25 protein-coding genes and 2 pseudogenes are annotated in these 24,496 nt (G+C 42.2%); 13 read left to right on the forward strand and 14 right to left on the reverse strand.

What is annotated here, in order from left to right:
• Positions 1-112 precede the first annotated feature (112 nt).
• A complete protein-coding gene (locus V7K67_RS07065; protein ID WP_334732309.1) occupies positions 113-967 on the reverse strand; it encodes a PD-(D/E)XK nuclease family protein in 855 nt (284 codons plus the stop codon).
• A gap of 145 nt (positions 968-1,112) precedes the next feature.
• Here V7K67_RS07065 and V7K67_RS07070 point away from each other — a divergent pair, with 145 nt between their 5' ends.
• The 5 genes and pseudogenes from V7K67_RS07070 to V7K67_RS07090 all read left to right on the forward strand — a co-directional run bounded on the left by V7K67_RS07070 (position 1,113) and on the right by V7K67_RS07090 (position 4,443).
• Positions 1,113-2,528 carry a phosphoglucomutase/phosphomannomutase family protein gene (locus V7K67_RS07070; RefSeq protein ID WP_335165799.1) on the forward strand — a complete coding sequence of 472 codons (1,416 nt, stop codon included), beginning with the start codon at positions 1,113-1,115 and terminating at the stop codon, positions 2,526-2,528.
• 331 nt (positions 2,529-2,859) lie between these two features.
• On the forward strand, positions 2,860-3,138 hold the full coding sequence (locus tag V7K67_RS07075; protein ID WP_292868786.1) for a LapA family protein: 279 nt from the start codon (positions 2,860-2,862) through the stop codon (positions 3,136-3,138).
• Between the two features lie 12 nt (positions 3,139-3,150).
• Positions 3,151-3,243 (forward strand): annotated as a pseudogene (locus tag V7K67_RS07080) (DUF433 domain-containing protein); the annotation flags it as partial.
• A 179-nt stretch (positions 3,244-3,422) separates the two neighbouring features.
• Complete coding sequence (locus V7K67_RS07085) at positions 3,423-3,542, forward strand: DUF433 domain-containing protein (RefSeq protein ID WP_442943780.1); 120 nt, start codon at positions 3,423-3,425, stop codon at positions 3,540-3,542.
• A 637-nt stretch (positions 3,543-4,179) separates the two neighbouring features.
• Positions 4,180-4,443, forward strand: a complete 264-nt coding sequence (locus tag V7K67_RS07090; protein ID WP_334711656.1) for a hypothetical protein — start codon at positions 4,180-4,182, stop codon at positions 4,441-4,443.
• Positions 4,444-5,029: 586 nt separating this feature from the next.
• Here the strand turns inward: V7K67_RS07090 and V7K67_RS07095 are convergent.
• Entirely contained in the window at positions 5,030-5,239 is a 210-nt protein-coding gene (locus V7K67_RS07095; RefSeq protein WP_335165814.1) for a hypothetical protein, read from the reverse strand.
• A 756-nt stretch (positions 5,240-5,995) separates the two neighbouring features.
• Positions 5,996-6,298 (reverse strand): hypothetical protein, encoded by a 303-nt coding sequence (locus tag V7K67_RS07100; RefSeq protein ID WP_335165801.1) that lies wholly within the window; start codon positions 6,296-6,298, stop codon positions 5,996-5,998.
• A 454-nt stretch (positions 6,299-6,752) separates the two neighbouring features.
• On the opposite strand from V7K67_RS07100, the gene V7K67_RS07105 reads away from it, so the two are divergent.
• Positions 6,753-7,526, forward strand: a complete 774-nt coding sequence (locus tag V7K67_RS07105) for an MlaE family ABC transporter permease (RefSeq protein WP_334711659.1) — start codon at positions 6,753-6,755, stop codon at positions 7,524-7,526.
• 171 nt (positions 7,527-7,697) lie between these two features.
• Here the strand turns inward: V7K67_RS07105 and V7K67_RS07110 are convergent, their stop codons facing one another.
• Positions 7,698-8,147: a hypothetical protein gene (locus tag V7K67_RS07110; protein WP_334731848.1), complete on the reverse strand. Its 450-nt coding sequence runs from the start codon at positions 8,145-8,147 to the stop codon at positions 7,698-7,700.
• Positions 8,148-8,556: 409 nt separating this feature from the next.
• Here V7K67_RS07110 and cruF point away from each other — a divergent pair, with 409 nt between their 5' ends.
• Together cruF and cruG are read left to right on the forward strand one after the other, a co-directional pair.
• On the forward strand, positions 8,557-9,465 hold the full coding sequence (gene cruF / locus V7K67_RS07115; protein WP_334731847.1) for a gamma-carotene 1'-hydroxylase CruF: 909 nt from the start codon (positions 8,557-8,559) through the stop codon (positions 9,463-9,465).
• 176 nt (positions 9,466-9,641) lie between these two features.
• Positions 9,642-10,838 (forward strand): 2'-O-glycosyltransferase CruG, encoded by a 1,197-nt coding sequence (gene cruG, locus V7K67_RS07120; protein WP_334731851.1) that lies wholly within the window; start codon positions 9,642-9,644, stop codon positions 10,836-10,838.
• A 70-nt stretch (positions 10,839-10,908) separates the two neighbouring features.
• Here the strand turns inward: cruG and rnhA are convergent, their stop codons facing one another.
• Entirely contained in the window at positions 10,909-11,817 is a 909-nt protein-coding gene (rnhA, locus tag V7K67_RS07125; RefSeq protein WP_334731846.1) for a ribonuclease HI, read from the reverse strand.
• A gap of 396 nt (positions 11,818-12,213) precedes the next feature.
• On the opposite strand from rnhA, the pseudogene V7K67_RS07130 reads away from it, so the two are divergent.
• A pseudogene (locus V7K67_RS07130) lies at positions 12,214-12,384 on the forward strand (RNA-guided endonuclease TnpB family protein); the annotation flags it as partial.
• 28 nt (positions 12,385-12,412) lie between these two features.
• Here V7K67_RS07130 and V7K67_RS07135 read toward each other — a convergent pair.
• Both V7K67_RS07135 and V7K67_RS07140 read right to left on the reverse strand, forming a co-directional pair.
• Entirely contained in the window at positions 12,413-13,156 is a 744-nt protein-coding gene (locus V7K67_RS07135) for a M50 family metallopeptidase (protein WP_334731845.1), read from the reverse strand.
• Positions 13,157-13,403: 247 nt separating this feature from the next.
• A complete protein-coding gene (locus tag V7K67_RS07140; protein WP_334731844.1) occupies positions 13,404-14,324 on the reverse strand; it encodes an alpha/beta hydrolase in 921 nt (306 codons plus the stop codon).
• 566 nt (positions 14,325-14,890) lie between these two features.
• Between V7K67_RS07140 and V7K67_RS07145 the strand changes: the two genes are divergently transcribed.
• The gene (locus tag V7K67_RS07145; protein WP_335165810.1) at positions 14,891-15,184 is read left to right on the forward strand and encodes a XisI protein; all 294 of its coding nucleotides are present in this window, start codon (positions 14,891-14,893) and stop codon (positions 15,182-15,184) included.
• 179 nt (positions 15,185-15,363) lie between these two features.
• Here the strand turns inward: V7K67_RS07145 and glmS are convergent, their stop codons facing one another.
• From glmS to V7K67_RS07160, 3 genes are all read right to left on the reverse strand, one after another.
• Positions 15,364-17,244, reverse strand: coding sequence for a glutamine--fructose-6-phosphate transaminase (isomerizing) (gene glmS / locus V7K67_RS07150; protein ID WP_334731842.1), 1,881 nt, complete (start codon positions 17,242-17,244; stop codon positions 15,364-15,366).
• A gap of 724 nt (positions 17,245-17,968) precedes the next feature.
• Entirely contained in the window at positions 17,969-18,214 is a 246-nt protein-coding gene (gene psaC, locus V7K67_RS07155) for a photosystem I iron-sulfur center protein PsaC (RefSeq protein ID WP_332949275.1), read from the reverse strand.
• 538 nt (positions 18,215-18,752) lie between these two features.
• Positions 18,753-18,989, reverse strand: coding sequence for a hypothetical protein (locus V7K67_RS07160; protein ID WP_334731841.1), 237 nt, complete (start codon positions 18,987-18,989; stop codon positions 18,753-18,755).
• Positions 18,990-19,198: 209 nt separating this feature from the next.
• Here V7K67_RS07160 and V7K67_RS07165 point away from each other — a divergent pair, with 209 nt between their 5' ends.
• Positions 19,199-19,567 (forward strand): Dethiobiotin synthetase, encoded by a 369-nt coding sequence (locus tag V7K67_RS07165; RefSeq protein WP_069070526.1) that lies wholly within the window; start codon positions 19,199-19,201, stop codon positions 19,565-19,567.
• A 95-nt stretch (positions 19,568-19,662) separates the two neighbouring features.
• On the opposite strand, the gene V7K67_RS07170 is transcribed toward V7K67_RS07165, so the two are convergent.
• On the reverse strand, positions 19,663-20,274 hold the full coding sequence (locus V7K67_RS07170; RefSeq protein ID WP_334731840.1) for a hypothetical protein: 612 nt from the start codon (positions 20,272-20,274) through the stop codon (positions 19,663-19,665).
• 519 nt (positions 20,275-20,793) lie between these two features.
• Between V7K67_RS07170 and V7K67_RS07175 the strand changes: the two genes are divergently transcribed.
• Both V7K67_RS07175 and V7K67_RS07180 read left to right on the forward strand, forming a co-directional pair.
• The gene (locus V7K67_RS07175) at positions 20,794-21,246 is read left to right on the forward strand and encodes a Panacea domain-containing protein (protein WP_334731839.1); all 453 of its coding nucleotides are present in this window, start codon (positions 20,794-20,796) and stop codon (positions 21,244-21,246) included.
• Positions 21,227-21,664 (forward strand): hypothetical protein, encoded by a 438-nt coding sequence (locus V7K67_RS07180; protein WP_334731838.1) that lies wholly within the window; start codon positions 21,227-21,229, stop codon positions 21,662-21,664. The genes V7K67_RS07175 and V7K67_RS07180 overlap by 20 nt, the downstream gene beginning before the upstream one ends.
• Here the strand turns inward: V7K67_RS07180 and V7K67_RS07185 are convergent.
• The 3 genes from V7K67_RS07185 to V7K67_RS07195 all read right to left on the reverse strand — a co-directional run bounded on the left by V7K67_RS07185 (position 21,661) and on the right by V7K67_RS07195 (position 24,317).
• A complete protein-coding gene (locus V7K67_RS07185) occupies positions 21,661-22,683 on the reverse strand; it encodes a zinc-dependent alcohol dehydrogenase (protein WP_335165812.1) in 1,023 nt (340 codons plus the stop codon). The genes V7K67_RS07180 and V7K67_RS07185 overlap by 4 nt on opposite strands.
• A 320-nt stretch (positions 22,684-23,003) precedes the next feature.
• The gene (locus V7K67_RS07190; RefSeq protein ID WP_179063627.1) at positions 23,004-23,189 is read right to left on the reverse strand and encodes a hypothetical protein; all 186 of its coding nucleotides are present in this window, start codon (positions 23,187-23,189) and stop codon (positions 23,004-23,006) included.
• A gap of 57 nt (positions 23,190-23,246) precedes the next feature.
• Positions 23,247-24,317, reverse strand: coding sequence for a glycosyltransferase family 4 protein (locus V7K67_RS07195; protein ID WP_334731836.1), 1,071 nt, complete (start codon positions 24,315-24,317; stop codon positions 23,247-23,249).
• Positions 24,318-24,496 lie beyond the last annotated feature (179 nt).

The following is a 24,496-nucleotide window of genomic DNA, read 5'->3' on the forward strand; positions in this document are numbered from 1 at the left end:
CTCTTTTCATAAATAAATTTAGGGGCTTTAAACCCTGTATTCGGGGCTAATTTTTTTTCTGTTCCCTGTTAAGAGTTCCCTGTTCCCGCCCCGAAAGGGCTTGGTAAACTAATTAACTATTAATTCTTAAACTGGGCAATGGATATGATTGATGCTGCTTAAAATCGGCAAATTCACAGATGGAATTAAATGGGCAAAAACGGCAGTGAGAACCAGGATTAGGAGGGAAGATTTTACTGAAATTACTAGTTTCTTCCTGATATTTTTGCAAATCGTGCTGATGCTTGTGGGCAATGTTCGCTAACTCAAATTTTAAGGATTCTAATTCACTATTATTAATGCTAATTAACTCAGACTTTTTACATATTTCTAAATTATAAAATGATGCAACAGCTTGTCGTCCAGGGTAAAGATAACGAGCCGCTAGCAAGTAAACTAATGCCTGTCGTTTGTCAAAAGCCGACTTACCAGTTTTGAAATCCAAAATATGTAACGTGCTATCAGACTCAATAAAAACGCAGTCCATAGCCGCGTATAAGCGAAAGCAATAATCTTCTTGTTCAACTACTATCGGTTTGGGAAAGCCTTCATCACCCGGAGTTAATTGGATAATATCTTTATTTAAAAGCAACGGTGCATCATGATATTTTTGCAAAATTTGCAGCACGCGTTGCTGGACTTGAACGCTTGAGTGGGCTAATTTTAGTAGCTGTGCAACTCTTTCTACACCATCTGCTTGCTTCAACAGATGCCTGTGATGATGAAACTCATAAATGCCTTTTTGGGCAAGTATGCCAATCCGCTGGGGTGCGGTGGCTTGTGCTAACAGCGCTTTGACTTGTGGTTCGTGTTGCCGTGCTTTGATAAACCCCCGTCTCATCTGGCAATGCCAGCGTTCTTGCCCGGTCGCTGGGGCAACTAGAGACCAAAGGTGATAACTGGCAAAAGGTCGATCGGGGGTTGACATTTCTCAGAAACAGTGAGAGAAAATACGGTGGGGAGAAGTTTAAGCTAAGGCTTGCTTAGAAAAGAACTTCGGTGGATACTTGCTGCCACCCACGCTTTGCGGGAAGCTTTTATAGTACTGATATGTACGGGAGCAAGTGGCAAAAATGTCCAGCAAGATAAAATTTGGTACTGATGGATGGCGAGGGATTATTGCCGATGACTTTACATTTCCCAATGTACGGAAAGTAACAAGGGCAATTGCCACTTACTTAGCAACAGCCTACACAAAAGATAGACCAGTACTTATTGCCTACGATACTCGCTTTTTAGCTGACCAGTTTGCCCAAACAGCGGCCCAAGTACTAGCAGACTTGGGTTGGAATGTAAAAATTACCGATCGGGATTGCCCCACACCAGTAATTGCTTACAACGCCCGTTACTTAAATTCCGCAGGGGCGTTAATGTTTACTGCTAGCCATAATCCAGCATGCTACTGTGGAATTAAATATATACCCGATTATGCTGGGCCTGCCACTCCAGAGATTACTGATACTATTGTGGCAAATATAAAAAGTGCATTGGATGAGTTGCCTGGGAGCAACCCGTCAGGTTCAATTTCAATTTTCGATCCGAAACCTAATTACCTACAATTTATCTACACTTTACTTGATATAGAAAAGATTAAAAGCGCTAATTTAAAGGTAAAGTATGATGCTTTGTATTCTACCTCTCGCGGCTATTTAGATGAAGTTTTACAACATAGTAGTGTTCAGTTAGAAAGTTTTCACGATTGGAGGGATGTCTTATTTGGGGGCGGAATGCCAGAACCCAAAGGAGAACAATTAGTTGAGTTAGCAGAAGCAGTAGTTCGCGATCGCGCTGATTTGGGTTTGGCGACGGATGGAGATAGCGATCGCTTTGGTATCGTTGATGAACAAGGAACTGTCCTCACTCCGAATACTGTGCTGTTAGTTTTAGCACGTCATTTAATTAGAAACAAAGATAAAACTGGCGCTATAGTCCGCACCGTCGCTACAACCCACCTGTTGGATAATTTCGCTGCTAAAAATGGGCTGCAAATTTACGAAACCCCAGTTGGTTTTAAATATATCGGCGAAAAAATGCGCGAAACTGCTGTATTAATCGGTGGAGAAGAATCAGGCGGTTTGAGTATTATTGGGCATATTCCCGAAAAAGACGGGATATTAGCAGATATGCTGGTGGCAGAAGCGATCGCCTATGAAGGCAAACCCTTAAGTCAACTTGTCAAAGAAGTGATCGCCGAAGCCGATGGGCCACTTTACAACAACCGCCTAGACTTGCATCTCACAGAAGCGCATAAAACCGCCGTCATTGACTCTTTTACCAAAAATCCACCTACAGAGGTAGCAGGAATTAAAGTCAAGGAAGTGGGGCGTAAAGACGGTATTAAACTCTATTTAGAAGAAGGTAGCTGGATTTTACTGCGTCCTTCTGGTACAGAACCACTGGTGCGCGTCTACCTTGAAACTAACACTCCCGAAAAACTCACCCAAATCGCCCAAGAGTTAGAGAGTGCCATTGCTAAACTAGAGGCATAAAAATTAAAAGTTAGGAGTTATGAGTTAGGAGTTAAGAGTTGTAAATTAACAATTCTTAACTTCTAACTCCAAACTCTAAACTCCAAACTTCTAACTCCTCACTTCTAACTCCAAACTCTAAACTCTAAACTCCAAACTCCAAACTCCAAACTCCTAACTCCTAACTCCAAACTCCAAACTCCAAACTCCAAACTCCAAACTCCAAACTCCTAACTCCTAACTCCAAACTCCTAACTCCTAACTCCAAACTCCAAACTCCTAACTCCTAACTCCTAACTCCTAACTCCTAACTCCTAACTCCTAACTCCTAACTCCTAACTTCAATCAAACTATGAAAACTTTCGCTCCTTTTTTGACATCTCTAGTTGTAGCGGTTTGGGTAATCGCGATCGCAATTATTTCAGTCCAAAATGCCACACCCGTATCGTTAAAATTCTTAACATTCCAATCGATTCAGATACCAATGGGTTTAGTGCTAGCTTTTAGTGCCGTTGTTGGGTTAATTGGCATGGCACTGCTGCAACCTCTGTGGGGACTTGCTGGTATTGGGCAGGGTAATTCTCGATTGGAAGAGGATGCCGAATTTTTTGTTGATGATGAAGATTTTTGAGGTTTGATAGCTGTGCAGTACCAAAACATTATTACAACCGAACCAGGAAAACGAGGTGGTAAGCCTTGTATTCGAGGAATGCGAATTACTGTATACGATGTTTTATCGAACAGAATTCAGGAGTCAGGAGTCAGAATTCAGAATGAATTCTGAACGAAAAAGCGGATAGCGTAGCTAAGCCTTTGTCTTCTCCCTTGGCGTTAGCCTCTCCCAATGTGATTCGGGGAGACGCTAAGAGCGAACGAGCGTCGTGTCAAGATTGCTGACTCCTGAATTCAGAATAGCTGAATTCTTCTTCAACTTATCTTGCCTCTGGGATGACCTACGAGGAAGTGCTTGATGACTTTCCTTATTTGACACAAGAGGATATTTTGGCTTGCCTAAGCTATGCGGCTGATCGATAAAGGCTATGAGCGCAACTTATAAAGCAGATTTTAATTTGTGGATTGAACAGACAGCCCAACTATTGCGATCGCTATCTATCCGAAACGTAATATTTTCTTTGCTCATCGTCTCGAAAAAGTTGTGTTGCAATATGTGGCAATGCAACATAATTATAGTGGAGTAGCGATCGCTATTTTCTCAGTTCAAAATGCCACGTCAGTATCGTTAAAATTCTTAACATTCCAATTGGTTCAGATACCAGCAGGTTTAGTCTTAACTATCCAGAGTGTGAGGTGAAGTCAGCCTAATCATACAATACACTTTGATCACTAGGCTGATATAGGACTAGTATTTGATTTTTGAAATATACGTAGGACGTAGGGTGTGTTAGCGAAGCGTAACGCACGCACCATCTCAAGCTTTTGGTGCGTTACGGCTTACGCAATTCCTTGTAAAATTCTTAGCTTGCTTCATCGCTAATTGAAGAAGAATTCAGCTATTCTGAATAAATTCGGGAGCCATCTTGACCCTTTCTACGAGATGCCTCTTGTCTACTTACACCATACTGCTACGGTTTTTTACTTACCGAAAAATGAACCTTTTGTGAAGGAAAGCAGTCTAAAACTATAGATTTCTGGTTCAATCAAAGGTATCTTTATGACCATGAAAAGAATTCTCTCATCTTGTTTGTTAGGCATTTTGCTAACTTCAAGTGTTTTAGCAGAGCGTGCATCTGCTCAAGTAGAAGTAATTTTTGGAAACAATGACCGACATGAGTGGCGGGAACGAGAACAAGCGAGGTTAGCATTTATACGTAGAGAACGTGAAGAACGTGAGCGTCGTGAATGGCGGCGTCGAGAACATGAGAGACGTGAATGGCGTGAGAGGCATGAGAGGCATCACGAGGATCGGGATCGCTAAGTTAGGTGAATATAAATATTTACAGTCATTGCGACCGTAATGAAGAGAAGCAATCGCAAAGTATAGAGTTTGCGATTGCTTTTCTTTGCTACGCAACTGTCATAAAGCTAAGACTTATCCGATTTGACAAAAAGAATATCGTTTTAAACTCTCACGACTGAAGCTTTGGTGATGAATCGGCTTGACTCATTTCGTCTCTGTCCTTTAAACCAATGTCTCGACGAATACTTTTGCCTACTTACATAAATTTGAAATTAATGCTGTTGAAGAAGAATTCAGCTATTCTGAATTCAGGAGTCAGCAATCTTGACACGACGCTCGTTCGCTCTTAGCGTCTCCCCGAATCACATTGGGAGAGGCTAACGCCAAGGGAGAAGACAAAGGCTTAGCTACGCTATCCACCAGTCGCACAAAATTCATTCTGTACATGGATAGCGGGGCGTTTAGCCCATTCTGGCTCCTGACTCCTGAATTCTGTTTCGATAACTACATACAATACAAACTTGATTGAGACAAGTGAACTAATGGAAGAGCCTAATCAGTCAGACAAAAACAAATTTATTTACCCATTTTTATCTATCTATACTTATTTCTTCCAAGGCAATTTAGTCCCCATTTCAGTTAGTGCTGAGAAGATAAGATAGAGAATCAGGAACCCAGCGATCGCAACTCCTAAAGCTACAATCAAAAATACTAATAACAATGAAGCTTTGAGCGCATGGGTTCCAAATTGGACAAGCTCAATCGGATGCGTCAAATCAGGTAATCCGGGAATACCTTGAGCAGAAGATGACATTGGTTGATTTTTGCAGAATTTGAAGAACCAGACCGATAAAATCTCTTAAAGGTTTCTGGAAAACTGTTTTATTGGACACATACTGAAAAAACCGCGCATTGGATACAGATTGGTTTCTGACTAAAAAATTATATGAAAGCCAACTGAATAGACTAGAAGCTAGCTATCATCCAGAATTAAACGCAAACTTTGAAAACGCCATTAATATACTAGAGCGCCAGTCCACTAATATATATTGACAAAAACTCAAATATGTGGATTAAGACAAAACGCCCATTTAAGGTGAAACATTTGGGTCTGTTTTTTAGCGACAGCATAAAAACGGAACACTAAAATTCACGATTTTAACAACATACATATCTTGTATTTTAGGTCAAGTACTTCTACTGGACTGGCGCTCTAGGGGTGTTGCTGAATGTCTAATGAATCAAAAACCCGGTCTTCATGACCGGGTTTTTGGCGGAAACAATGGGGTTATATTCCCCGAAGGTTTGTTATAGAAGTTCAGTATAATATCGATGCTCTGATATGTACTACCACCCAGTTGCGATCGATTCCGGAAAATTAGCTAAGAATTTTTGACTACCCTTGTTTTATCTCCCAAAATACAGCAACCGACTGGTCGCATCAACATGTAGGATTGAAAAATATTGATTTTCCGGCTTTTGCTGATGAACAATGCATTTGGTAGCTGGCAAGAATGGCTAACAGTATTCGCCTATCTAGGTTTCACCGTCTTCATTATCTGGCGCGTGTTTACCGCCAAGAAGAATTAAAAAAGCTACATATCATCTCACCAGGGCCTTTTTGCTCAAAGGGCAAAACAGTTCCACCTTCTTGAACCTTGAATCGTTCACGATAATTGTAAACCTCGGTAGGTCTTTTTACTCCATCTACACTAATAGCTGACTTGTATTCCCAATAATTTTTGGCGCTTCGGCTGATATTGAGAATGCAAATCTGGTGATGTAGCTGTAGCCCATCGTAGACATCGTAATTGCGGCATACATCTGCAAAAGCCGGATGTACCACGGAGAAAGGCAGTATTAATAGCAACACAAAAATATTATGTATCTAATCCTGTCCATAAAAAGTTATTTAACATTATTTGGAAATACTATTATTTAATTTTTAAACTCTTTGAGTAAATTACTTTTCCTAGTTTGACAGACCAGAGATTTCAGCTACCTAGCACTAAAAGTATGGAAAGCACTAGATAAAAGTCTAATCGTACCATAAATTATATTTTTTGATCAAGTTAACTAAGCTAAATCGAACCATGCTCAAACACCTCCTTTACTTTGAGGGTAGACATCTAGTGCGTCTGTTCATGTACCATACCCTAATACCAATTCGTAATATCCTGCGGGAAGTTGTACTTTGTGCATCTACTACGTAATTGAGAAAGTCAGATTACATCTGGCTAGGTTTCGGCCACCTGTATCTGTAGTCTTATTTTGGAGAGTTGAAATAACAGAATGTGCAAAAAAAGTCAGTCGTAAGGACGATCAAATTGCAACCAAAAAGAAATTTTGAGCAATCTTGGATTACACGCTGTTTTGCAGCAATACTGCTCTTTGGTCAGGTGTGGCTACATTTACTCCAAGGAAAAACATACTATCGCAAGATTCTGCAACATCTCGTGACTGCTGGACCAGGTTCTATCTCTCCAGTTCTTCTTGTCAGCGGTTTTGCAGGAATGATTTTTACTATTCAGACGGCGAGGGAATTAGTGAGATTTGGGGCTGTCAATGCAGTGGGAGGCGCTTTTGCCTTAGCTTTTTGTAGAGAATTAGCTCCAATTTTGACCGCTAGTATTATGGCAGGACAAGTAGGTTCTGCTTTTGCAGCAGAAATAGGTGCAATGAGAGTCACCGAGCAAATTGATGCACTTTATATGCTCAAAACTGATCCAATTGATTATCTAGTACTTCCGAGAGTAATTGCCTGTTGTTTGATGGTGCCTTTGATGACGATTTTGGCTTTAGTTATGGGCATCATCGGCGGAATTTTTGCCGCTTCACAGTTTTACCAAATTATTCCCGAAACATTTTTAGAATCAATCAGAGATTTTTTAGAACCGTCAGATTTGTTTATTATTTTGCTAAAAGGGTTTGTTTTTGGAGTGCTGGTTGCCGTCATTGGCTGTAGTTGGGGTTTAACTACTAGAGGGGGTGCAAAGGAAGTAGGAGAATCTGCTACAAAAGCAGTTGTTACTAGCTGGGTGTCAATTTTTATCATGGATTTCTTCATCTCTCTACTGCTGTTTGAACAGCCTGCATTTTGAAGAACAAGATTCCCGACTGATTAAAAAAGTTGGGAATCTGAGGGAAAAAGTCAGTTGTGGATAAGTAATACCTGACTATGTTAGAGTATATTTTGTTTAAAGTTTTATCATACTGATTCTGAATCGTTGGCACAGCCCACAGCAGGTATCGCTAGCTTTTTTGGGTAGACTTCATGACGTTAGCGGAATGTGGGAATATATTAACTTATAAATTAGCCCACCCAAAGCTAAACCTCCCAATGAAAAGATAGACGCAGTGGAAAAGGCTAACCCTTCTCTAAGACCCGCTCTTTGAAAGTCTATCCTGACTAATATAGTCGCTGAAATGATGAGTAAGGTATCAAGAAATACCCGAAACCAGGCAATCATGATAAAAAATAAAAAAGCTGCTAAGACGGCAACACCGAAAGTCCTGGTATTTGATTTAAGTAAAATACTGTAGTAGTATGTCATCTTCGGCCAAGGAGCGGTCAACGTTACGATTAAAAGCAAGATAGCAACTACAGTTACCACCCACACAAACAGAGGGGCACGAGTTTCAGATATTACCCAGCCCAAAGTACTATAACTAAGCAGTACTAGCGCCAGGGAGACCCAAGGAACTCTTTTCAAAATTGACATGGGTTAATATTCCTAGTACAGGGTCAAGATTTTATTCGATAACTAACAATAACTAAGTGTAGTAACTCAAGACTTGATTTTGCTTGAGGGCTTGCTCAGTTTATGATGGCTGTCCTTCCTCAAGGATATCCCAGTATAAAAGGAGTTTTTTAGGATGTCGGTATCAATGAGACAAGAAACCAGAAGTTTTTGCAGATGAAATTATGTAGATTTTGGTTATATGTCTTAAACTGGTAAGTCTATCATCATATTTTCTTATAGCTTCAATCAATAGGCTGTTATGCTCTTCCCAAGAAAGCCAAACAAGTTTGTCGATAATTGCGGTACAAAGTAGTTAAATATGTTGTTAAAGATTTGTAAACTGTTAGCAGCCGAGTAGCCGCGTGTCACATCTTGTTAAGGAATTATCATGAGACAACTTGTTATTGCTGAACGCGTATGCCTCATTGGTCATATCGTGTCAAAAGCCTTTGGACTGGTAGGGATGCTACTGGTCGTACCTAATGCCGAAATAATTTTAAACTCATCGCAGGTTGGAGAAACTGCCATAGAATTAAGTATGGCTGGCGGTGGTGTAGTTGATATCATCTTGGGGACAATAGCTGTCTCTATTTATGCTTACCGGACGTTGGGATTAGGAACTTGGCTAGCATTTATGTTGCCGGCTATTTTTATCTCCTTGGGGAGTGAACTACTGGGAACTAGTACAGGATTTCCATTTGGTGATTATAGTTACTTGAGTGGCTTGGGTTATAAGATTGGGGGGCTAGTTCCTTTCACAATTCCCTTATCTTGGTTCTATGTTGGGCTGTCGTCTTACTTAATTGCTAGAACTGGTTTGAAAGTGGCTCAAAAACCCAGTTGGGGACGCCATATTGCTGCTATAGCTGTTGGTGCTTTGCTCTTCACTTGCTGGGATTTTGCCCTTGAGCCAGCTATGAGTCAATCTTCTCTGCCCTTCTGGTATTGGGAACAACCAGGAGCTTTTTTTGGGACACCTTACCAGAACTATGCAGGTTGGTTTGGTACTAGCGCCCTGTTTATGAGTGTGGCAGGATTATTGTGGAGAAATACCTCGATTAAATTAGAGCGATCGCAACTTAATCTACCCTTAGTCGTTTATTTAACTAACTTTGCCTTCGCCGCCGGTCTTAGCTTGGCAGCTGGGTTCTCTATCCCTGTGTTACTCGGTTTATTACTAGGTGTAACTCCTGCCGTAGTGCTGTGGTTAAGGAGTTCAACTACACCTACTCAAGTTACTTTTGAACCAGTAACCAAAGAAGTATCAGTAGCCAAGGTTGAAGTTGCCTTGAAATAAGTCTATTGGGGACTGGGGACTGGGGATTGGGAATTGGGGATTGGGGAAATGAGGGAGCAGGGGAGCAGAGGAGAAGTTGCAGTAAGTTTTTCCCCTCTGTCTCTTTCTTATACCCCATGCCCAATGCCCAATGCCCAATGCCCAATTCCCAATTAATTCCCAATGCCCAATTCCCTATGCCCAACAACAACGCTTTGATAGTAGAAAGCGCCATCTCTCTTTTTTTGCTACTTATCCAATTACCAGCAACGGCGATTCTGTTTTCGCGCCTATTAAAGGGGCCAAGACGCCATCCTCCAATAGAACCCCAACAGCCTACACCTGAGCTTTTGGGTAAGGTTAGCGTAGTTGTTCCTACACTCAACGAGGCGCTTCGCATTAGCCCTCTGTTGGCTGGTTTAAGTCAGCAAAGCTATGAAGTTCGGGAAATTATGGTTGTAGACAGTAAGTCCAGTGATGGTACTCCCGACTTGGTAAAAGCCTCACAGCAGAAAGATCCGCGCTTTCGCCTGATGACAGATGATCCCTTACCCTCTGGTTGGGTGGGGCGTCCTTGGGCGTTGCATAATGGTTTTCTATATAGCTCAGAAGCGAGTCAGTGGTTTCTGGGACTGGATGCTGATATCCAACCACATCCTGGTTTAGTGGCTGGTTTAGTGAAGACAGCCGAAGCACAAGGCTATGACCTTGTTTCCCTTTCACCCCAATTCATCCTCAAATATCCTGGGGAGTGCTGGCTACAACCTGCTTTGTTGATGACTTTGCTTTACCGATTTGACCCAGCGGGGATCAATACAGAGCAGCCAGAAAGGGTAATGGCAAATGGGCAATGTTTTTTGTGTCGTCGCTCCGTTTTAGCGGCTGTGGGTGGTTATAGCAGTGCGAAGAGTTCTTTTTGTGATGATGTTACGTTGGCACGAAATATTGCTGCTCAAGGTTATAAGGTCGGCTTTTTAGACGGCGCAAAGGTGCTAAAGGTAAGAATGTATGAAGGGGCAATGGAGACGTGGAAGGAATGGGGGCGGAGTCTCGATCTCAAAGATGCGACTTCTAGTTCTCAGTTGTGGGGAGATTTATGGCTACTCACATCTGTTCAAGGTCTACCCCTGTTAATTGTCCTTACTTTTTTGTTGATTCCTCCCCCACTCTCACATTTGCCCACTCCCCCACTGCTGCTACTGGGACTGAATTTATTCCTGGTGGTAATTCGCTTTGCTATGCTGATAGCGATCGCACCTTCCTACGATCGCACAAGCGCTAAAGGTGGCTGCTTGTTCTGGCTTTCCCCTTTGGCCGATCCCTTAGCTGTACTGCGAATCTTCTTATCTGCATTCCATACGCCGCGCGAGTGGCGAGGACGCAAATATAGTTAGGAGTGAGGAGTTAGGAGTGAGGAGTTAAAAATTCATAACTCATAACTCATAACTCATAACTCATAACTCCCTACTCCTCTTCCCCTCCTACTTTATCCCCGCGTTCTAATTCCCAAAGAATTTGATTTCCTTCACGGCGTACCCGTGACACTATCCAGTTTCGCCAGCGCCATTGATCTCCACGACTGGTGACGGCGCTGGCATGGACATCCATCAAGTCTGCTAACTCAGAACTGGTGATTAAGTAGCCTTTTTCAGAAATTTCGTCAGCTATACGCAGAGTTTCGACCAAGCTGCGGAGTTGCGAAACCCTCATTTCTGGCGGTTTTTCATCGGTTACGGCCGCAGTTGGCCCTGTTGATGGTTCCATAACGGTTATTTCTGGTGCAGAAGTACTGATTTCTTGCGGACTTTGGTTAATTATTCTAGAGTTTTTTTCATAATCAGCTACTTTTGCTACATTTAGTTCATTTGTGCTAGGTAAAGATTTATAAAAATCTGTGGAAGATAATTGTTGTAGGGAAGGGGTTTTGCCACTTGCATAGGTGCGAGCGATCGCATCACAACGTTCGTTACCTATGTTACCAGAATGTCCCCGAACATGTTGCCATTTTACCTGTTGGCTATTGAGTTCATCTAAGATTTCTAAAAGGTCTTGGTTTTGGACGGGTTTACCATCTGACTTTTTCCAGCCTTTCTTTTTCCAGCCTTTCACCCACTTGGTAACGCAGTTAATCAAGTATTCGCTATCGGTATGAAGGGTGATAGGTTCTGCTTGTTGAGACGTTTGCAGGAATTGCAGAGCGGCGATCGCAGCCTGCATCTCCATTTTATTATTAGTGGTATGAGGGGATGCATCGCCTATTTCGTGGATTGAGCCATCGCTGAAGTAGACGACTACACCCCAACCGCCAGGGCCAGGATTACCGGTGCAAGCACCATCGGTGTATATGCTTTGAATTGTGGGTTGGGTGGACATGCTTAGAGTATCGAAGCGCGAAGGCAAGAGTTATTAGCGGCGAATTTTTTAACAACATCCAGGCTATTATACTGATAAAAACTCTTAATTCTGACTCCTGAATTGTGACTTCGGAATTTTTCTTTAATCCTCATCATCAGGCAAATTTTCCATTTCTTCAGTAATTAGCGTCTGAAAATCTTCGTCACAATGATTATACAGATGAACCGCAGCAGCTAGGAGTTCTGCTAGAATTTCAGCTTGTTGGTTAGCAGTTAAACTAGTTAACTGTAACTGGTTAATTAAGGCTTGTACTTTCAGGCATGTTCGTTTAGTACGTCGTGCTGACGGATACTATGCTCAATTTGCAATTGATGTTGAGATTAAAGTTGAAACACAACCCACCCTCGAAATAGTGGCTATGTGGCAGATAGAGATTTGAACGCCAGCATCAACATTTTGAGACTAGGACTGAGTACGGTAGGGCATACCGGAATTTACGCTACAGGAGATTTGCCCTCTTGGGCGATTGGTGTAAACCTGTCGTCTAATGGCGAGTCTGTGAATGTAGAATCCCCTAGCCTTTAGGCTAGGGGAGTGTCAATGTCCCAATCTTTTACTCAGAACGATAAGCAACACGGAGACTTTGGATTAAAATCACCAGAGATGCGATCGCCATTAACCCGCCCCAAAACCAGTAAGGTAAAAGCAAATATCGCTGCATTTGCGCTGTATCAGAGATTCCAAGGGGGCCAGCCGAACTGCTAAATAGATAATCAAGTTGATGGTAGGTACTTACACAAGCTTGCACACCCAGAAATTGAATAGCAAAACCTTGCGCCCAACGAGGTGCTTTCAGGGCAATACCTAAGATTATTAAACCCAGTAAGGGAATTGCCACCAATCCGAACCAGGAACGCACCCAAATTAATGTCGAAAATAGCAAAAAACTCCCTAATATTTTTAAACAGAGGGTTGCTGCTGTAAAACTGCGGGAAGCCAGAATCAACGCTGCGCCGGCAATAGGTGGCCCCATTGGGCCTGCGGCGGCGATTATTGCTGGGACAATTGACCCCGATAACGACCGGATGCCATAAGTTGCGACACCGGAACCATTGCTAAAAATCTCTAATTTTTGGAACTGTCCCCCTAATAGCAGTGCCATCAAGCCATGACCCATTTCATGAAACCAAGTTGCCAGAATTGTAAATGGGTATAAGATATAGTCACCTCCTGGTACTTGCCACAATAAAGCAGTTGCGATCGCTGCGGCAACTAGCCAGGTAAGTCCCATACGTTCAACAACTGGCGGGGCTTCTTTGGTAAGTAAGGTTTCAAAATTTTTACTTGATTCCCTCATAGGACACTTGATTTTAGATTTTAGATTTTAGATTTTAGATTATTCCCCCGATTAATTCGTGGGGCATTCAATTTTGGATTTTAGATTATAGATTTTAGATTATTCCTTCAATCTAAAATCCAAAATCCAAAATTCACGGTGTATTTTCATCTATCCTAATGTAATTATTGAAGTATTAGGGTTGCTGAGGAATGCAACAATTCGCACATCGAAGCGACAGTTGTAAACTATGGCGCTATCAAGAAAGTTAAGAATTAGGAAACTCTAACTCAGTGCTTCCCCGTCTCAACTGCACCACCTCAGATGGTAGATGCTCCTCCAACCAATCTTCTAAATCAGCCAGTACCTCGCAGTAATTGATGTCACTCTGAAGTTCGTGATAGGCTCCTGGATACTCGATTCTCAGCTTATCTGTGTAGTTTACTCGTTGGTAAAAGATTTCGCTTCCCCCTGGTAAAGCAACTCGATCTGCGCCACCGTGGAGAATCAACAATGGTAATTGCCAATCAGCGGCGTGAGCATTAATCCAATCAACTGTTGCAAAGAATTCTGTAGCTAGGCGAGCTGTCGCACGGGTATGTCGCAGTGTATCTTGGGCAAATGCAGCTAAAACTTGTTGATCTCGTGAACCAGCGCTGATGTCAATACCTGTATTCAGGGTGAAACGCGGCCATACCCGTGAGAGCATTTTTCCTAAAAGTACCCGAATCGGTGAAACTCCAACTTTCCCCAAGGTTGGCGCGATCGCGATCGCACCCTGCAATAATGATGCTTGTTGGGCATAGCGCAGAATGTAATCTAAGACAATAACCCCGCCTAAACTATGACCCAAGAGAAAAATTGGGCATCCAGGATTCTGAGTTTGAATTAACTCTAAAAATGCTCCCAGGTCTTCACGAAACTCACTCCAAGCGCTAATATAGCCTCGCTGACCTGGTGAACGTCCATGACCACGCAAATCTAAGGCGTAGACAGCGTATTCCTTGGGTATCAAATGCTGAATGACATTATTGTAGCGATCGCTGTGCGCTCCCAGTCCATGCGAAATAGCTAATATTGCCCGTATTTTACTCTCTGGATGCCAGCTTTGGTAATACAGGTCAAGTCCTCCAACACCTTGGAATCTACCTTCTCTATGAGATGCTAGGCGATCGCTATGGTCAATCATCTGGTTAATTTTTTACCCAATTTTCTCAGCAAGCTACTAACATGTCAACATCTATTGTCATCAAAATAGCTTCGAGATTTGCAAACCGCAGATCGCTGACTGCTTTAAAGAAGTCGGCGATCTTGGGGAGCATCCCAGTTTTTTGCAAAGAGGATGAAAATCAGTCAGGATAAGTAAGACAAGTGTATTTAACTACCGATGACCCCAGAACCAAATGTAGAAGTATAAAAAAGTTGTACAATTTAAGCGCCTACAAGCATTATTATATCGTTAGCTACTCAGAAATTTTGAAAAAATAAAGTTGTATAATTTTGCAAACGCTTTCCTTGTAAGGATTTGGGAATATTTACTCCAAGATTTAGTGGCGATCGCATTCCCAGCACAAAGCTAAATCAACTTCTTACCGTAAATAGTGAAGTTTGGTATAAAAGCGACAACCATACCTCGCCTTTTAAGTATAATAATTGTATAATTTATCGCGACAGTGAAGTATGAAAGATTGTACTGACCAAAGCATGATTAGTTGGGCAATCAGGGGGAGCGATCGCAGTTAGTCGAGTTTGAGAATGAAGAGGCGATCGCTTTTATTTTTTGGGGAAGGCGATCGCTTTTTCGTTGAGATGGAGATGAAGGGAGGCGATCGCTATCAAGTTATAAATATTGGTTGGCAGGAGCTAACGCGAATATTTGGTTGTATTATTTACGTAGAAATTAAAGATGGCAAAATTTGGATCGAACGCGATGGAACAGAAATCGGAGTGGCTAATGAATTAGTAGAAGCTGGAGTCCCTAAACAAGATATAGTTTTGGCTTTTAAAGCCCCATACAAACGAAAATTTACTGAGTTTGCTGCTAGTTGAAGCACATAGGAGTTAGGAAATCTACGGCAATTAGGGAAATAACAGATTCTGGGAAAATGCGATCGCCTCTTGAATCTGCGTCCAATCTTGCTTGCTTCTAGCCATAAAAACTCCTGTAGATGCTTACATATTCACCTACAGGACAAGTTGTACAACAGTTATACACTAATAGTATTAAATTACTCCACAGTTACAGACTTAGCCAAATTCCTCGGCTGATCGACATCTAAACCGCGACGGGCGGCAATATGATAAGCCAATAATTGTAAAGGAACTACTGTGAGGATGGGAGAAAGTAATTCGTCTACATGAGAGACAGGAAGAAGATCGTTAAAGATTTCCGCAGCTTCACCATCGTTGACGGGAGTCACACCAATTAACCGAGAATCTCTAGCTTTGGCTTCTTGGGCATTAGAAATAACTTTTTCGTAAACACTACCAGGGATTGCGATCGCCACTACTGGTACTTTCGCATCTAAAAGTGCGATCGGGCCATGTTTCATCTCTCCAGCTGGATACCCTTCGGCGTGAATGTAGCTGACTTCTTTTAATTTCAACGCCCCTTCTAAAGCAATGGGGAAGTTAATTCCTCTTCCCACAAAAATGAAATCTTTGGTTTCGGCGAATTCGTGGGCTAGCTGTTCAGTTAAACGTTCCTGACTTTCCAAAGTTGCTTCAATTTCTTTGGGAATCTGCCGCAACCCATTAATAATTTTCTCTAATGTATCTTTTGAAACTGTCTGGCGGCGAGCTGCTAAATCCAATGCCAAAGCATAAAATGCCATCAATTGGGCGGTAAAAGTTTTTGTCGCCGCTACCCCAATTTCAATTCCTGCTAGGGTACTGATAATATGCGGCACTAGATGACCGAGGCTGCTTTCAGGGCGATTGGTAATACCCAGTAGTCGCGCTTGATATTTGGGTTCTTTCCCCTGGCGACGTTCTTTTTCCATCGTCAAAGCTGCTAAGGTATCGGCGGTTTCACCTGATTGGGTAACACCAACAATCAACGTGTTAGCTGTCACAGGTGATGGTGCATAACGATACTCAGAAGCGTAATGTACCTGAGTTGAAATTCCTGCTAGTTGTTCAAGTAAATATTTTCCGATTAATGCTGCGTGCCAACTAGTCCCACAAGCGAGGATCTGAATTTGTTCTAAATCGTTGTATAAATCTCCAGGTAAACCAAGATTGATTGGCGATTCGGTAGATTCGGCTGGATTAAAGTATGCTTCTAAACTAGCTCTTACTACCCCTGGTTGCTCATGGATTTCTTTGAGCATGAAGTGTTTGAATCCCTGCTTTTCAACCATTGTTGGATTGAAGTTGAGCAGTCGGGGTTGTTTTTTCAGCCTGTCGCCAGCAAAATTGTAAATCTCAACGCCCAAAGGTGTGAGGCGGGCAATTTCGCCATTTTCCAAAGGTAGGACTGCACGGGTGTAGGCAACAATCGCTGGTGTGTCAGACGCACAAAAGAATTCCCCTTGCCCAAAACCAATTACCAAGGGTGCTTGTTGGCGGACAACAATCAATTCATCGGGGTAGTCAGCAGAAATAACTGCGATCGCAAATGCCCCACGTAAGTGGTTAACGGCTTGACGAATTGCCTCTAGGAAGGGAGATGAAGAAGATGAGGGGGGAAGATTCTTTAAAAATTCGGCGATGAGATGGGGAATGACTTCGGTATCGGTTTCAGAAATAAATATGTGTCCCTTGGCTTTGAGTTCCTCGCGTAACTCGCGGTAGTTTTCGATAATGCCATTTTGCACTACCGCCACTCGCTTTGCCGTATCCAAATGGGGATGAGCATTATACTCTTCTGGTTTACCATGAGTTGCCCAGCGTGTGTGACCAATACCAATTTGGGCAGGGGTTTCTATTTGTTCGAGTTTAGAACGCAGGTTATGGAGTTTACCCTTTGCCCGCACACAATTTACTTCACCTTCCCAAATAGTGGCGATTCCAGCAGAATCATAGCCCCTGTACTCTAGTTTTTCCAGCCCAGCCAGTAAAATGTCTGTCGCCCCTTGAGTGCCTATATATCCAACAATTCCGCACATTGTTCACACCACTTTTTTCTGGATGATTAAATCCAGTATAGTGTGTAGCACAAACTTGACATTTTGCAAAGAAAAAAGGGAGTAATTTACTCCCTCTACCACTAGGTATTGTTATGGATTTTAGGGTTTTACAACGGATTACCCGTCAGCGTTTGACCTGACGGTACAAATGCGGCTTCTAGGATTTAGATACCCAGAGATTATATCCCCAATCTAAAATTTCAGATTTCGTAAGGCGGGCAGTGTCCACTCTACGATGCTAAAAGTGCTTCCTAATTGAGACACGTGAACTACCCCAACCTAAGACGGACGGGGCTTCCCAATTCATCGGGAATAGCCTCTAGAACTGCGTAGTACTAGAAAGTCTTACATTCCCTCCTCTTGTCAGGAGTCCTGGTTCCCAAGACCCAAATTTCTTCCTTGCAACATATACCTATTAGCTTGGTTTTCGCTTATGGCATTGATGGTCAAGACGTTGGCTATCTTACCAGAAAATGCTGGGGATTCGTCATACATCTGAATATTTGTTTTTGCTGTGCAAAAACAAATATCAGATGCAATCCCCACCCTACTAAGAGTCTTTTGGTGGGGACTTCCGCGATATGTTAAAAGTTTTGAGTGCTGAGTTCCGAGTTCCGAGTGAAGAATCAAAAAATTGTATTTCTGATTTACTTCTTTTTGTCCCAGCACTCAGCACTCAGCACTCCGATCAGCACTTAGCTTTTTAGTAAGCTAGACCCATACTGCGAGTTGTTTCAGCGCCCAGGTAAACCCGGATGCTCAAAAAGTCGGTGGGACAAGCGGTTTCGCAACGCTTACAGCCAACGCAGTCTTCTGTACGGGGTGAGGCAGCAATTTGAGCAGCTTTACAGCCATCCCAAGGAACCATCTCAAGTACATCAGTAGGGCAAGCGCGGACGCATTGGGTGCAGCCAATGCAGGTATCGTAGATTTTTACGGAATGAGACATTGAATAAACGGCTCCTTTCGAGTGTTCTTCTCTGCGAAAGAATCATAATCAACGCATAGTCTACCGCAGTGGTTGATAGGCCGTAATCAAAAGGCTACATAACTTCAAACAATGTAATAAGCACCCAAGATATTTGTTTTTGCGAGATTGTCCCTATTGACTTATTAATCAGCAACATCAGAAGAGCGTATTTACCCCAGCGATATACCATAACGGGGTTGAATCGTAAAGAATCGTAAAGATAGATGAAACAAAATTAAAAAAGATTAGGGAATAGGGAAATCTCCTAATTTTAATTATGGTAATTTTGGGTGATGATCTGATTTTGCGATCGTTACTTCCCAGTGTAAACAGAAAGTTTTTGGCTATTTAGGTTACATAGAAGCTGTCACCATTACTGATTAGCAGTGCTTTTGCTATGTAAATAATTAATTTAGAGACTGCGATCGCAGTCAGCAATTTTAAGCGATCGTTCACCGATGACTTGTATATTTGACTTTTTTAAATCGGACAATCTCATAATTTTTATGACTACATATCAGAGTATTTCAGAAATTGCAAATTCATCGTTTATAGCAGCAGTTCCTATTTGAATTTTTGGCTCGCTACCCGTCACTTCCAGTTGTTCTTCTGGATTGTTGACATCAGCTAATTTATCTTTTACATACTCTTTTTCTCGGATTTTTCGAACAATACTTTCTAACAGCCAAAGTTGTTCTTCTACAGACAAGGTAAGGATAGAGCGCTCAATTTCTAGTAAATTCGGTGAGATCATTTTGCTTTTGCTTCCTAGTAAGGTGTATTTTTCAAAGATTTTATATTCAGTCTATCTGGTTAACCTAGAACATCGCAAATCCTCCATCCTTTTCTCCACGCCTATCTTTTCACAAATTACAAGAGATTGCTATAAATAACCAGAAACCAATTTTATGACTTTTTAATTAAGTATTCCTGCTGAAGCAAAATGTAAGCTAAACTGGCTACATGAATTACGAAACAGCTAGGAAACTCCTCATAGATCAGACAATCACAACCGAGGAAAACCCAGATGCGCTGTTAACGCGTATGAAACAGGGCAAACCGCCGGTACCCGGTCAGATCACCTCGATTTTGTTGGCATTGAAAGTGGTGTTTGAAGCCCTCAAAGATGCAAAGAGCCTAGACCGAGAATTAGCTTTGGCCCTTTATCAGTTAAGCATTAAGGCGCAACAGCTATTTGGCGCAGGGCGTAAAGCCGGAGTTGATTGGCCACCTCTGCTGAAGGAAGATTTACTACGAATTTCCTTAGCATCTGAAAGTATCTTTTCGGGTACATGGCAAACTCTAGCTCAGATGGAGTTGGGGAAGTTGTAGAATAGGGACTCAGTAATCTTTCAACGAGAAGGGATGAGGGAGATGAGGGAGATGAGGGGAATAACCAATGCCCAATGCCCAATACCCAATGCCCATTAACGAATTTGCAGTTCCTTTTCTAATTTGTCTAGGTCAGTTTTGAGCAAAACCGTCATTTGACCAGTAAAAGCTTTGCCAGTCTTGGGTTGGGCAATTTCTACCCAATATACATAGCGATCGCCTACTCGTAATTCTCCCTTCAAAGCTTCCCGAATCGGAGTTTTAGCTAGACGCGCCGAATTAACTACCTTTTGGTTGGGATATTGATACACGACTTGGGCGCGATCGTAGTCTTGATAAATCTCTAAGCCATAAATCACCCGCAAGGATTCTTGGAGACGCGCAAATGTCATGCCGTTAATGGCATCATACATAGCGATGCGCTCACTGCGAATTGTGCCTCGGTCTTTGGAAAATTCCACCCTACCGGGAGGCAATACCGACGCTTGAAAAGTGAATCGTTGGGCGGCTGTATCAGTTTTTTGCACAAATAATTGCTCCCCACTCCTGGGCCGGAGTGTAGGATGTGCTTTAATCCAAGTGCCCACTTCCTCTGTACTTTGCCCTGGTAAAGCATTAGCTTGGGAATCAAAAAGCGTTCCTATGCACAGCCAGGGCACTAGAGAAAAAGGCAAAATTAAATAGTTAAGCAGAGATTTTTTGAGCATTTTGTTGTTCAGGATTTTGATAGAAATTTCCCCATTCGGGAGTAATCATAGTCTTCCCGTTTTTCAGCAAGATTATTAGACATCTGGTGAAAATGAATGTAGAGACGTAGCAGTGCTACGTCTCTACAAGGACTCTGGATAACGCATATTTAATTTCTGGAGATGTCTATTTCAATAGGTCAACCTAACTTAAGATATCAGGGATCTTACTTATCAACGCTCTATCAGAGAAAAAGCTAGTTTTTAGGACTTGTGTGTACACCATAGCTTTGCAAGAGGGATATGTACAAAATCTTGTCTTTTAATGTTTGAGATATTTATTTTTTGGGAACCATACATAGAGTGATAGTAAGTTATGGAGAATTTTACGATTCAGTAGGTATAAGCTTAAAGTAGTACAATTAAACTATAAGAAACAGATAAATTCTTCCTAGCTCTTGCTGTGACAACTCTGTAAGCTGATTTATTAGAGCAAATGAAGGCTAGCTATTATCTAGCAGACTGAAGGGGGTAGTTGTAGTGTTGTCATGTTTTAACGTAGCAGATTACTTTATCTGGTTAGCAAATGAAACAGGCTCTTTTATCAGTAATCTCAAGCTGCAAAAGCTTGTTTACTATGCTCAGGCTTGGCATCTTGCACTCAATGACACTCCTCTATTCCCAGAGGATTTTCAAGCCTGGATACATGGGCCTGTGATACCTGCGTTGTACCAGAAGTACAAGCTTTTTGGATGGCAACCAATTTTAGAAGATGCTAACCCAGAATTACCCCAAGAGGTTCAAGAGTTTCTAGATGAGGTTGCACAAGAGTACTTTGCCTGCGATGCTTATGAACTAGAGCAGATGACTCATACCGAGACACCCTGGAATTTGGCTAGAGGAAATCTACCACCTGATGAACCTTCCAGCGAAGTTATTCAGAAACAGTGGATGAAGGAGTACTACGGATCTCGTGCCGAAGAAAAGGATTAAGAAGACTGAGGTTGCCAAAGACGGCACATCAGGAATTAAATCAACAAAGCTGAAGCCACCTCAAGGCATCAGCTTTTCGTTTAAATATTATCAGGACAGTAACAGCAAATTTTCTTGTAGCCAAAAAGAAGTAATCTACTGGCTGACCTTGCTTGATCGATTAAAAGCTCTATCTAGCCTAACTGCTCAAGAGTTGTTAGTGAATCGTAGTAGTACTCTCAGATGTCATCCCATCAAGTGGGAAGATACCAGCGAAAGGGCATTTGGTTTGCCAAATGAAGAACAATTGGTTGATATACCATATCAGTTTTCCATCTCCTCAAATGAACATGGTAGGGTTCATGGGTTCTTTATTAACGAGATTTTCTACATTGTTTGGCTAGACCGAGATCATCTGCTGTATCCCGCGAAAAATTAAGGAATCATTGCTACCTTAATCACCTTTCGCGCCTTCATATCAGAAAACACCTGTTCTAAATCTTTTAATGGTCGTTGTTCGCTAATAAGTAACTCAAAGGGAATTTTACGACTAGCTATGAGTGCAAGGGACGATCGCACATACTCTGGTGTATTATGAAACACGCCTTTGATGGTAAGTTCGCTATAGTGTAGCTGTTCTGTATTCACAGTAATGCTGGTATCCCGTGGACATCCACCGAATAAGTTGACTGTTGCACCAGGACGGGCGCAGGCGATCGCAGTTTCCCAAACACTTGGTACACCAGTGGCTTCAATGACTACATCTGCACCCCACCCTTGGGTAAGTTCTTTCACCACATTGGGAATATCCGAGATTTGATGATAATTAAAGGTCTGGGCTGCACCCAATTTCTGACCAATTTCTAGCCTCTGGTTATTACCTCCCCACAGCAAAACTTCAGCTTTCTCACTCAGCGCCGCTACAAACATCAACCCAATCGCCCCATCTCCCAGGACGACTACTTGATCTTTAGATTTAATATGAGAACGCGCTACACCATGCAATACACAAGCTAAAGGTTCCGTCATCGCTGCCAATTCCCACGGCAACTCATCGGGAATCTGCAACAAATTATCCTCTACTATCGGTGCGGGAATTTTCAGGTATTGGGCAAAGGTACCATTATTCCATGTCAAATTTGGACATAAGGAATATTCTTGACGCTGACAAAAAAAGCACTTCATGCATGGGGCGGAATTGTTGGCGACAATGCGATCGCCTACTTGCCAATTTGTCACCCCTGCACCCAAGGCAACAATTTGCCCAGCACCTTCATGACCAAACAGCGTCGGCGGTATGAGCATTTTGGCATGACCACCACGCCGCCAGACTTTCAAATCTGTACCACAAGTTGTTGCTGCCCCCACCTGGATCACAACTTCGCCCGCCGCCGGAGTGGGATCGGGAACTTCCTCTAGGCGTAAATCTTCTTGACCATGAAGTAATGCTGCTAACAAAACTTTAAAACCTATCAATTAGCTCCATCCGATTTTACCAGTTGAAGCTAATTTAATTGGGTACTAGGAATTGGGGATTGGGGACTGGGAAGATGTAAAAGTGACTGGGGACTGGGGATTAGGGATTGGGTGCCAAACCCTTAAAATTATGGTGGGGGCTTTTACCCACCATATTAAAAAACTTTTTCCCAGTCCCCAGTCCCGGAGCGCTCAGGATTCCCCAACTTCAGAGCATCAAGTCGGGGAATCCTGAGCGCGACCTGTTGATAGGTCTAAACTAAATCAGTATTGATTTTTAGTAAGTTTTATATGTTGAAAAACTAGGTATTCACCGCTGGCTGGGGAACTACTCCAGTGTTCCGGGTATCCACATTAGGTAAGCGAATAGCATTTAATAGCGGTACTTCTTGTCGGCACGACAGGCAAAACCAATATAGTTCACCATGACGGGCATGACGTAGGAGGGAACCACCGCAGCATGGGCAGGTGTTGGCTCTCGTACTCATACCAATATCCTCCTTAAAAAAATTTGTTGTTTAAACTCAGCAAAAAAAAGCAGTTGATTAAAAGTGGATTTTGGTAGCATGAATGCGACCATTCGATTCTATGCGGTCTTTAATAATTTGTCTGTAAACAGCTTCATATCCGTTAACCATTTGGCTAACGCTAAAGTTATTTTCCACATATTTTCGACAGGTTTGACGATTGAGTTCCAAAGCTGGTGGAATCATTGCGGCCATTTCTGCGTGGTTATTGCAGATAAAACCTGTTTTACCGTGGGCAATAACTTCAGGTACCGAACCTAAATTCATGGCAATAACTGGTGTACCAGTTGCCATTGATTCAATCATTACTAAACCAAAAGGTTCTTGCCAGTTAATGGGGAAAAGAGTGACAGCAGCATTGCCCAAAAGTTCAGCTTTTTCGGCGTGGTTAATTTCGCCGAGATATTCAATTTGCTGACCATCTATATGGGGAGCAATCTCTTGTTCAAAAAACTCAGAGTGTACTGCATCAACCTTTCCTGCCATCTTCAAGCGCCAACCACTTTGTTTAGCAATGGCGATCGCATGTTGCGGCCCTTTATCTGGCGAAAAACGCCCTAAAAATGCCAAATATGGAGGTTTTGAGGGTTGGGCTACGAATGGGTAATCTGTTAGTTCAATTCCGTTATAAACTGTGGCAACATAATTGAGATCGATTTGACGCTGCGAGTTACTAATGCTGATATAAAGTTGCTTTTGGTGGTAGCTAAATGCGTGACGGTTGTCCTTTGTAAAATTATTGTGCAGGGTGTGGACTGTAGAAGTTGTTGTTATCAAACTCGCTAAAGGTAATGCCGAAATCCCTACATGAGAATGGATAATATCGAATTGGGCAGCACCTTGGTAAACTTGGCTTAGTTCTAGCATTTCGTACACTGCATACTCTTTCACATTTGGGTCTAGGCGTAATGCACGTGGATAAACTGCTTCTAAATGAGCCAAAGTTTGAGAATCGCCAGAGGCAAATAAAGTTACCTCATGACCACGACGAACAAGTTCATCAGTTAAGCGACTCACTACCAGTTCTATTCCTCCATAATTAGGAGGTGGAACCCTTTCCCATAAGGGGGCAACTTGAGCGATTTTCATAAGTTTTTTTGGTTTAGTCTATGAAATTGTCCTCAATAATGAGCTACATCATTATTTTATGAGGCAAGAGCATTTCTACTTACTCTTTTGACATTTAAATTAACCTAAAAGGCTAACAAAAGCACAATAAAGGTTAATCGCACCGCAAATTTCCTTCCGTCAAATCTAATGGACTATCG

The organism is Nostoc sp., assembly GCF_036917155.1.
Classification (GTDB): Bacteria; Cyanobacteriota; Cyanobacteriia; order Cyanobacteriales; family Nostocaceae; genus Nostoc.

What these genes read in the sequence shown, in the direction of transcription:
- V7K67_RS07160 (WP_334731841.1), bottom strand. Translation starts at nt 18,989, where the DNA reads ATGATCTCACCGAATTTACTAGAAATTGAGCGCTCTATCCTTACCTTG.
- cruG (WP_334731851.1), top strand. Translation starts at nt 9,642, where the DNA reads ATGCCCAACAACAACGCTTTGATAGTAGAAAGCGCCATCTCTCTTTTT.
- V7K67_RS07065 (WP_334732309.1), bottom strand. Translation starts at nt 967, where the DNA reads ATGTCAACCCCCGATCGACCTTTTGCCAGTTATCACCTTTGGTCTCTA.
- cruF (WP_334731847.1), top strand. Translation starts at nt 8,557, where the DNA reads ATGAGACAACTTGTTATTGCTGAACGCGTATGCCTCATTGGTCATATC.
- V7K67_RS07090 (WP_334711656.1), top strand. Translation starts at nt 4,180, where the DNA reads ATGACCATGAAAAGAATTCTCTCATCTTGTTTGTTAGGCATTTTGCTA.
- V7K67_RS07195 (WP_334731836.1), bottom strand. Translation starts at nt 24,317, where the DNA reads ATGAAAATCGCTCAAGTTGCCCCCTTATGGGAAAGGGTTCCACCTCCT.
- V7K67_RS07165 (WP_069070526.1), top strand. Translation starts at nt 19,199, where the DNA reads ATGAATTACGAAACAGCTAGGAAACTCCTCATAGATCAGACAATCACA.
- rnhA (WP_334731846.1), bottom strand. Translation starts at nt 11,817, where the DNA reads ATGTCCACCCAACCCACAATTCAAAGCATATACACCGATGGTGCTTGC.
- V7K67_RS07170 (WP_334731840.1), bottom strand. Translation starts at nt 20,274, where the DNA reads ATGCTCAAAAAATCTCTGCTTAACTATTTAATTTTGCCTTTTTCTCTA.
- V7K67_RS07075 (WP_292868786.1), top strand. Translation starts at nt 2,860, where the DNA reads ATGAAAACTTTCGCTCCTTTTTTGACATCTCTAGTTGTAGCGGTTTGG.
- V7K67_RS07110 (WP_334731848.1), bottom strand. Translation starts at nt 8,147, where the DNA reads ATGTCAATTTTGAAAAGAGTTCCTTGGGTCTCCCTGGCGCTAGTACTG.
- psaC (WP_332949275.1), bottom strand. Translation starts at nt 18,214, where the DNA reads ATGTCTCATTCCGTAAAAATCTACGATACCTGCATTGGCTGCACCCAA.
- V7K67_RS07140 (WP_334731844.1), bottom strand. Translation starts at nt 14,324, where the DNA reads ATGATTGACCATAGCGATCGCCTAGCATCTCATAGAGAAGGTAGATTC.
- glmS (WP_334731842.1), bottom strand. Translation starts at nt 17,244, where the DNA reads ATGTGCGGAATTGTTGGATATATAGGCACTCAAGGGGCGACAGACATT.
- V7K67_RS07135 (WP_334731845.1), bottom strand. Translation starts at nt 13,156, where the DNA reads ATGAGGGAATCAAGTAAAAATTTTGAAACCTTACTTACCAAAGAAGCC.
- V7K67_RS07070 (WP_335165799.1), top strand. Translation starts at nt 1,113, where the DNA reads ATGTCCAGCAAGATAAAATTTGGTACTGATGGATGGCGAGGGATTATT.
- V7K67_RS07145 (WP_335165810.1), top strand. Translation starts at nt 14,891, where the DNA reads ATGAAGAGGCGATCGCTTTTATTTTTTGGGGAAGGCGATCGCTTTTTC.
- V7K67_RS07190 (WP_179063627.1), bottom strand. Translation starts at nt 23,189, where the DNA reads ATGAGTACGAGAGCCAACACCTGCCCATGCTGCGGTGGTTCCCTCCTA.
- V7K67_RS07095 (WP_335165814.1), bottom strand. Translation starts at nt 5,239, where the DNA reads ATGTCATCTTCTGCTCAAGGTATTCCCGGATTACCTGATTTGACGCAT.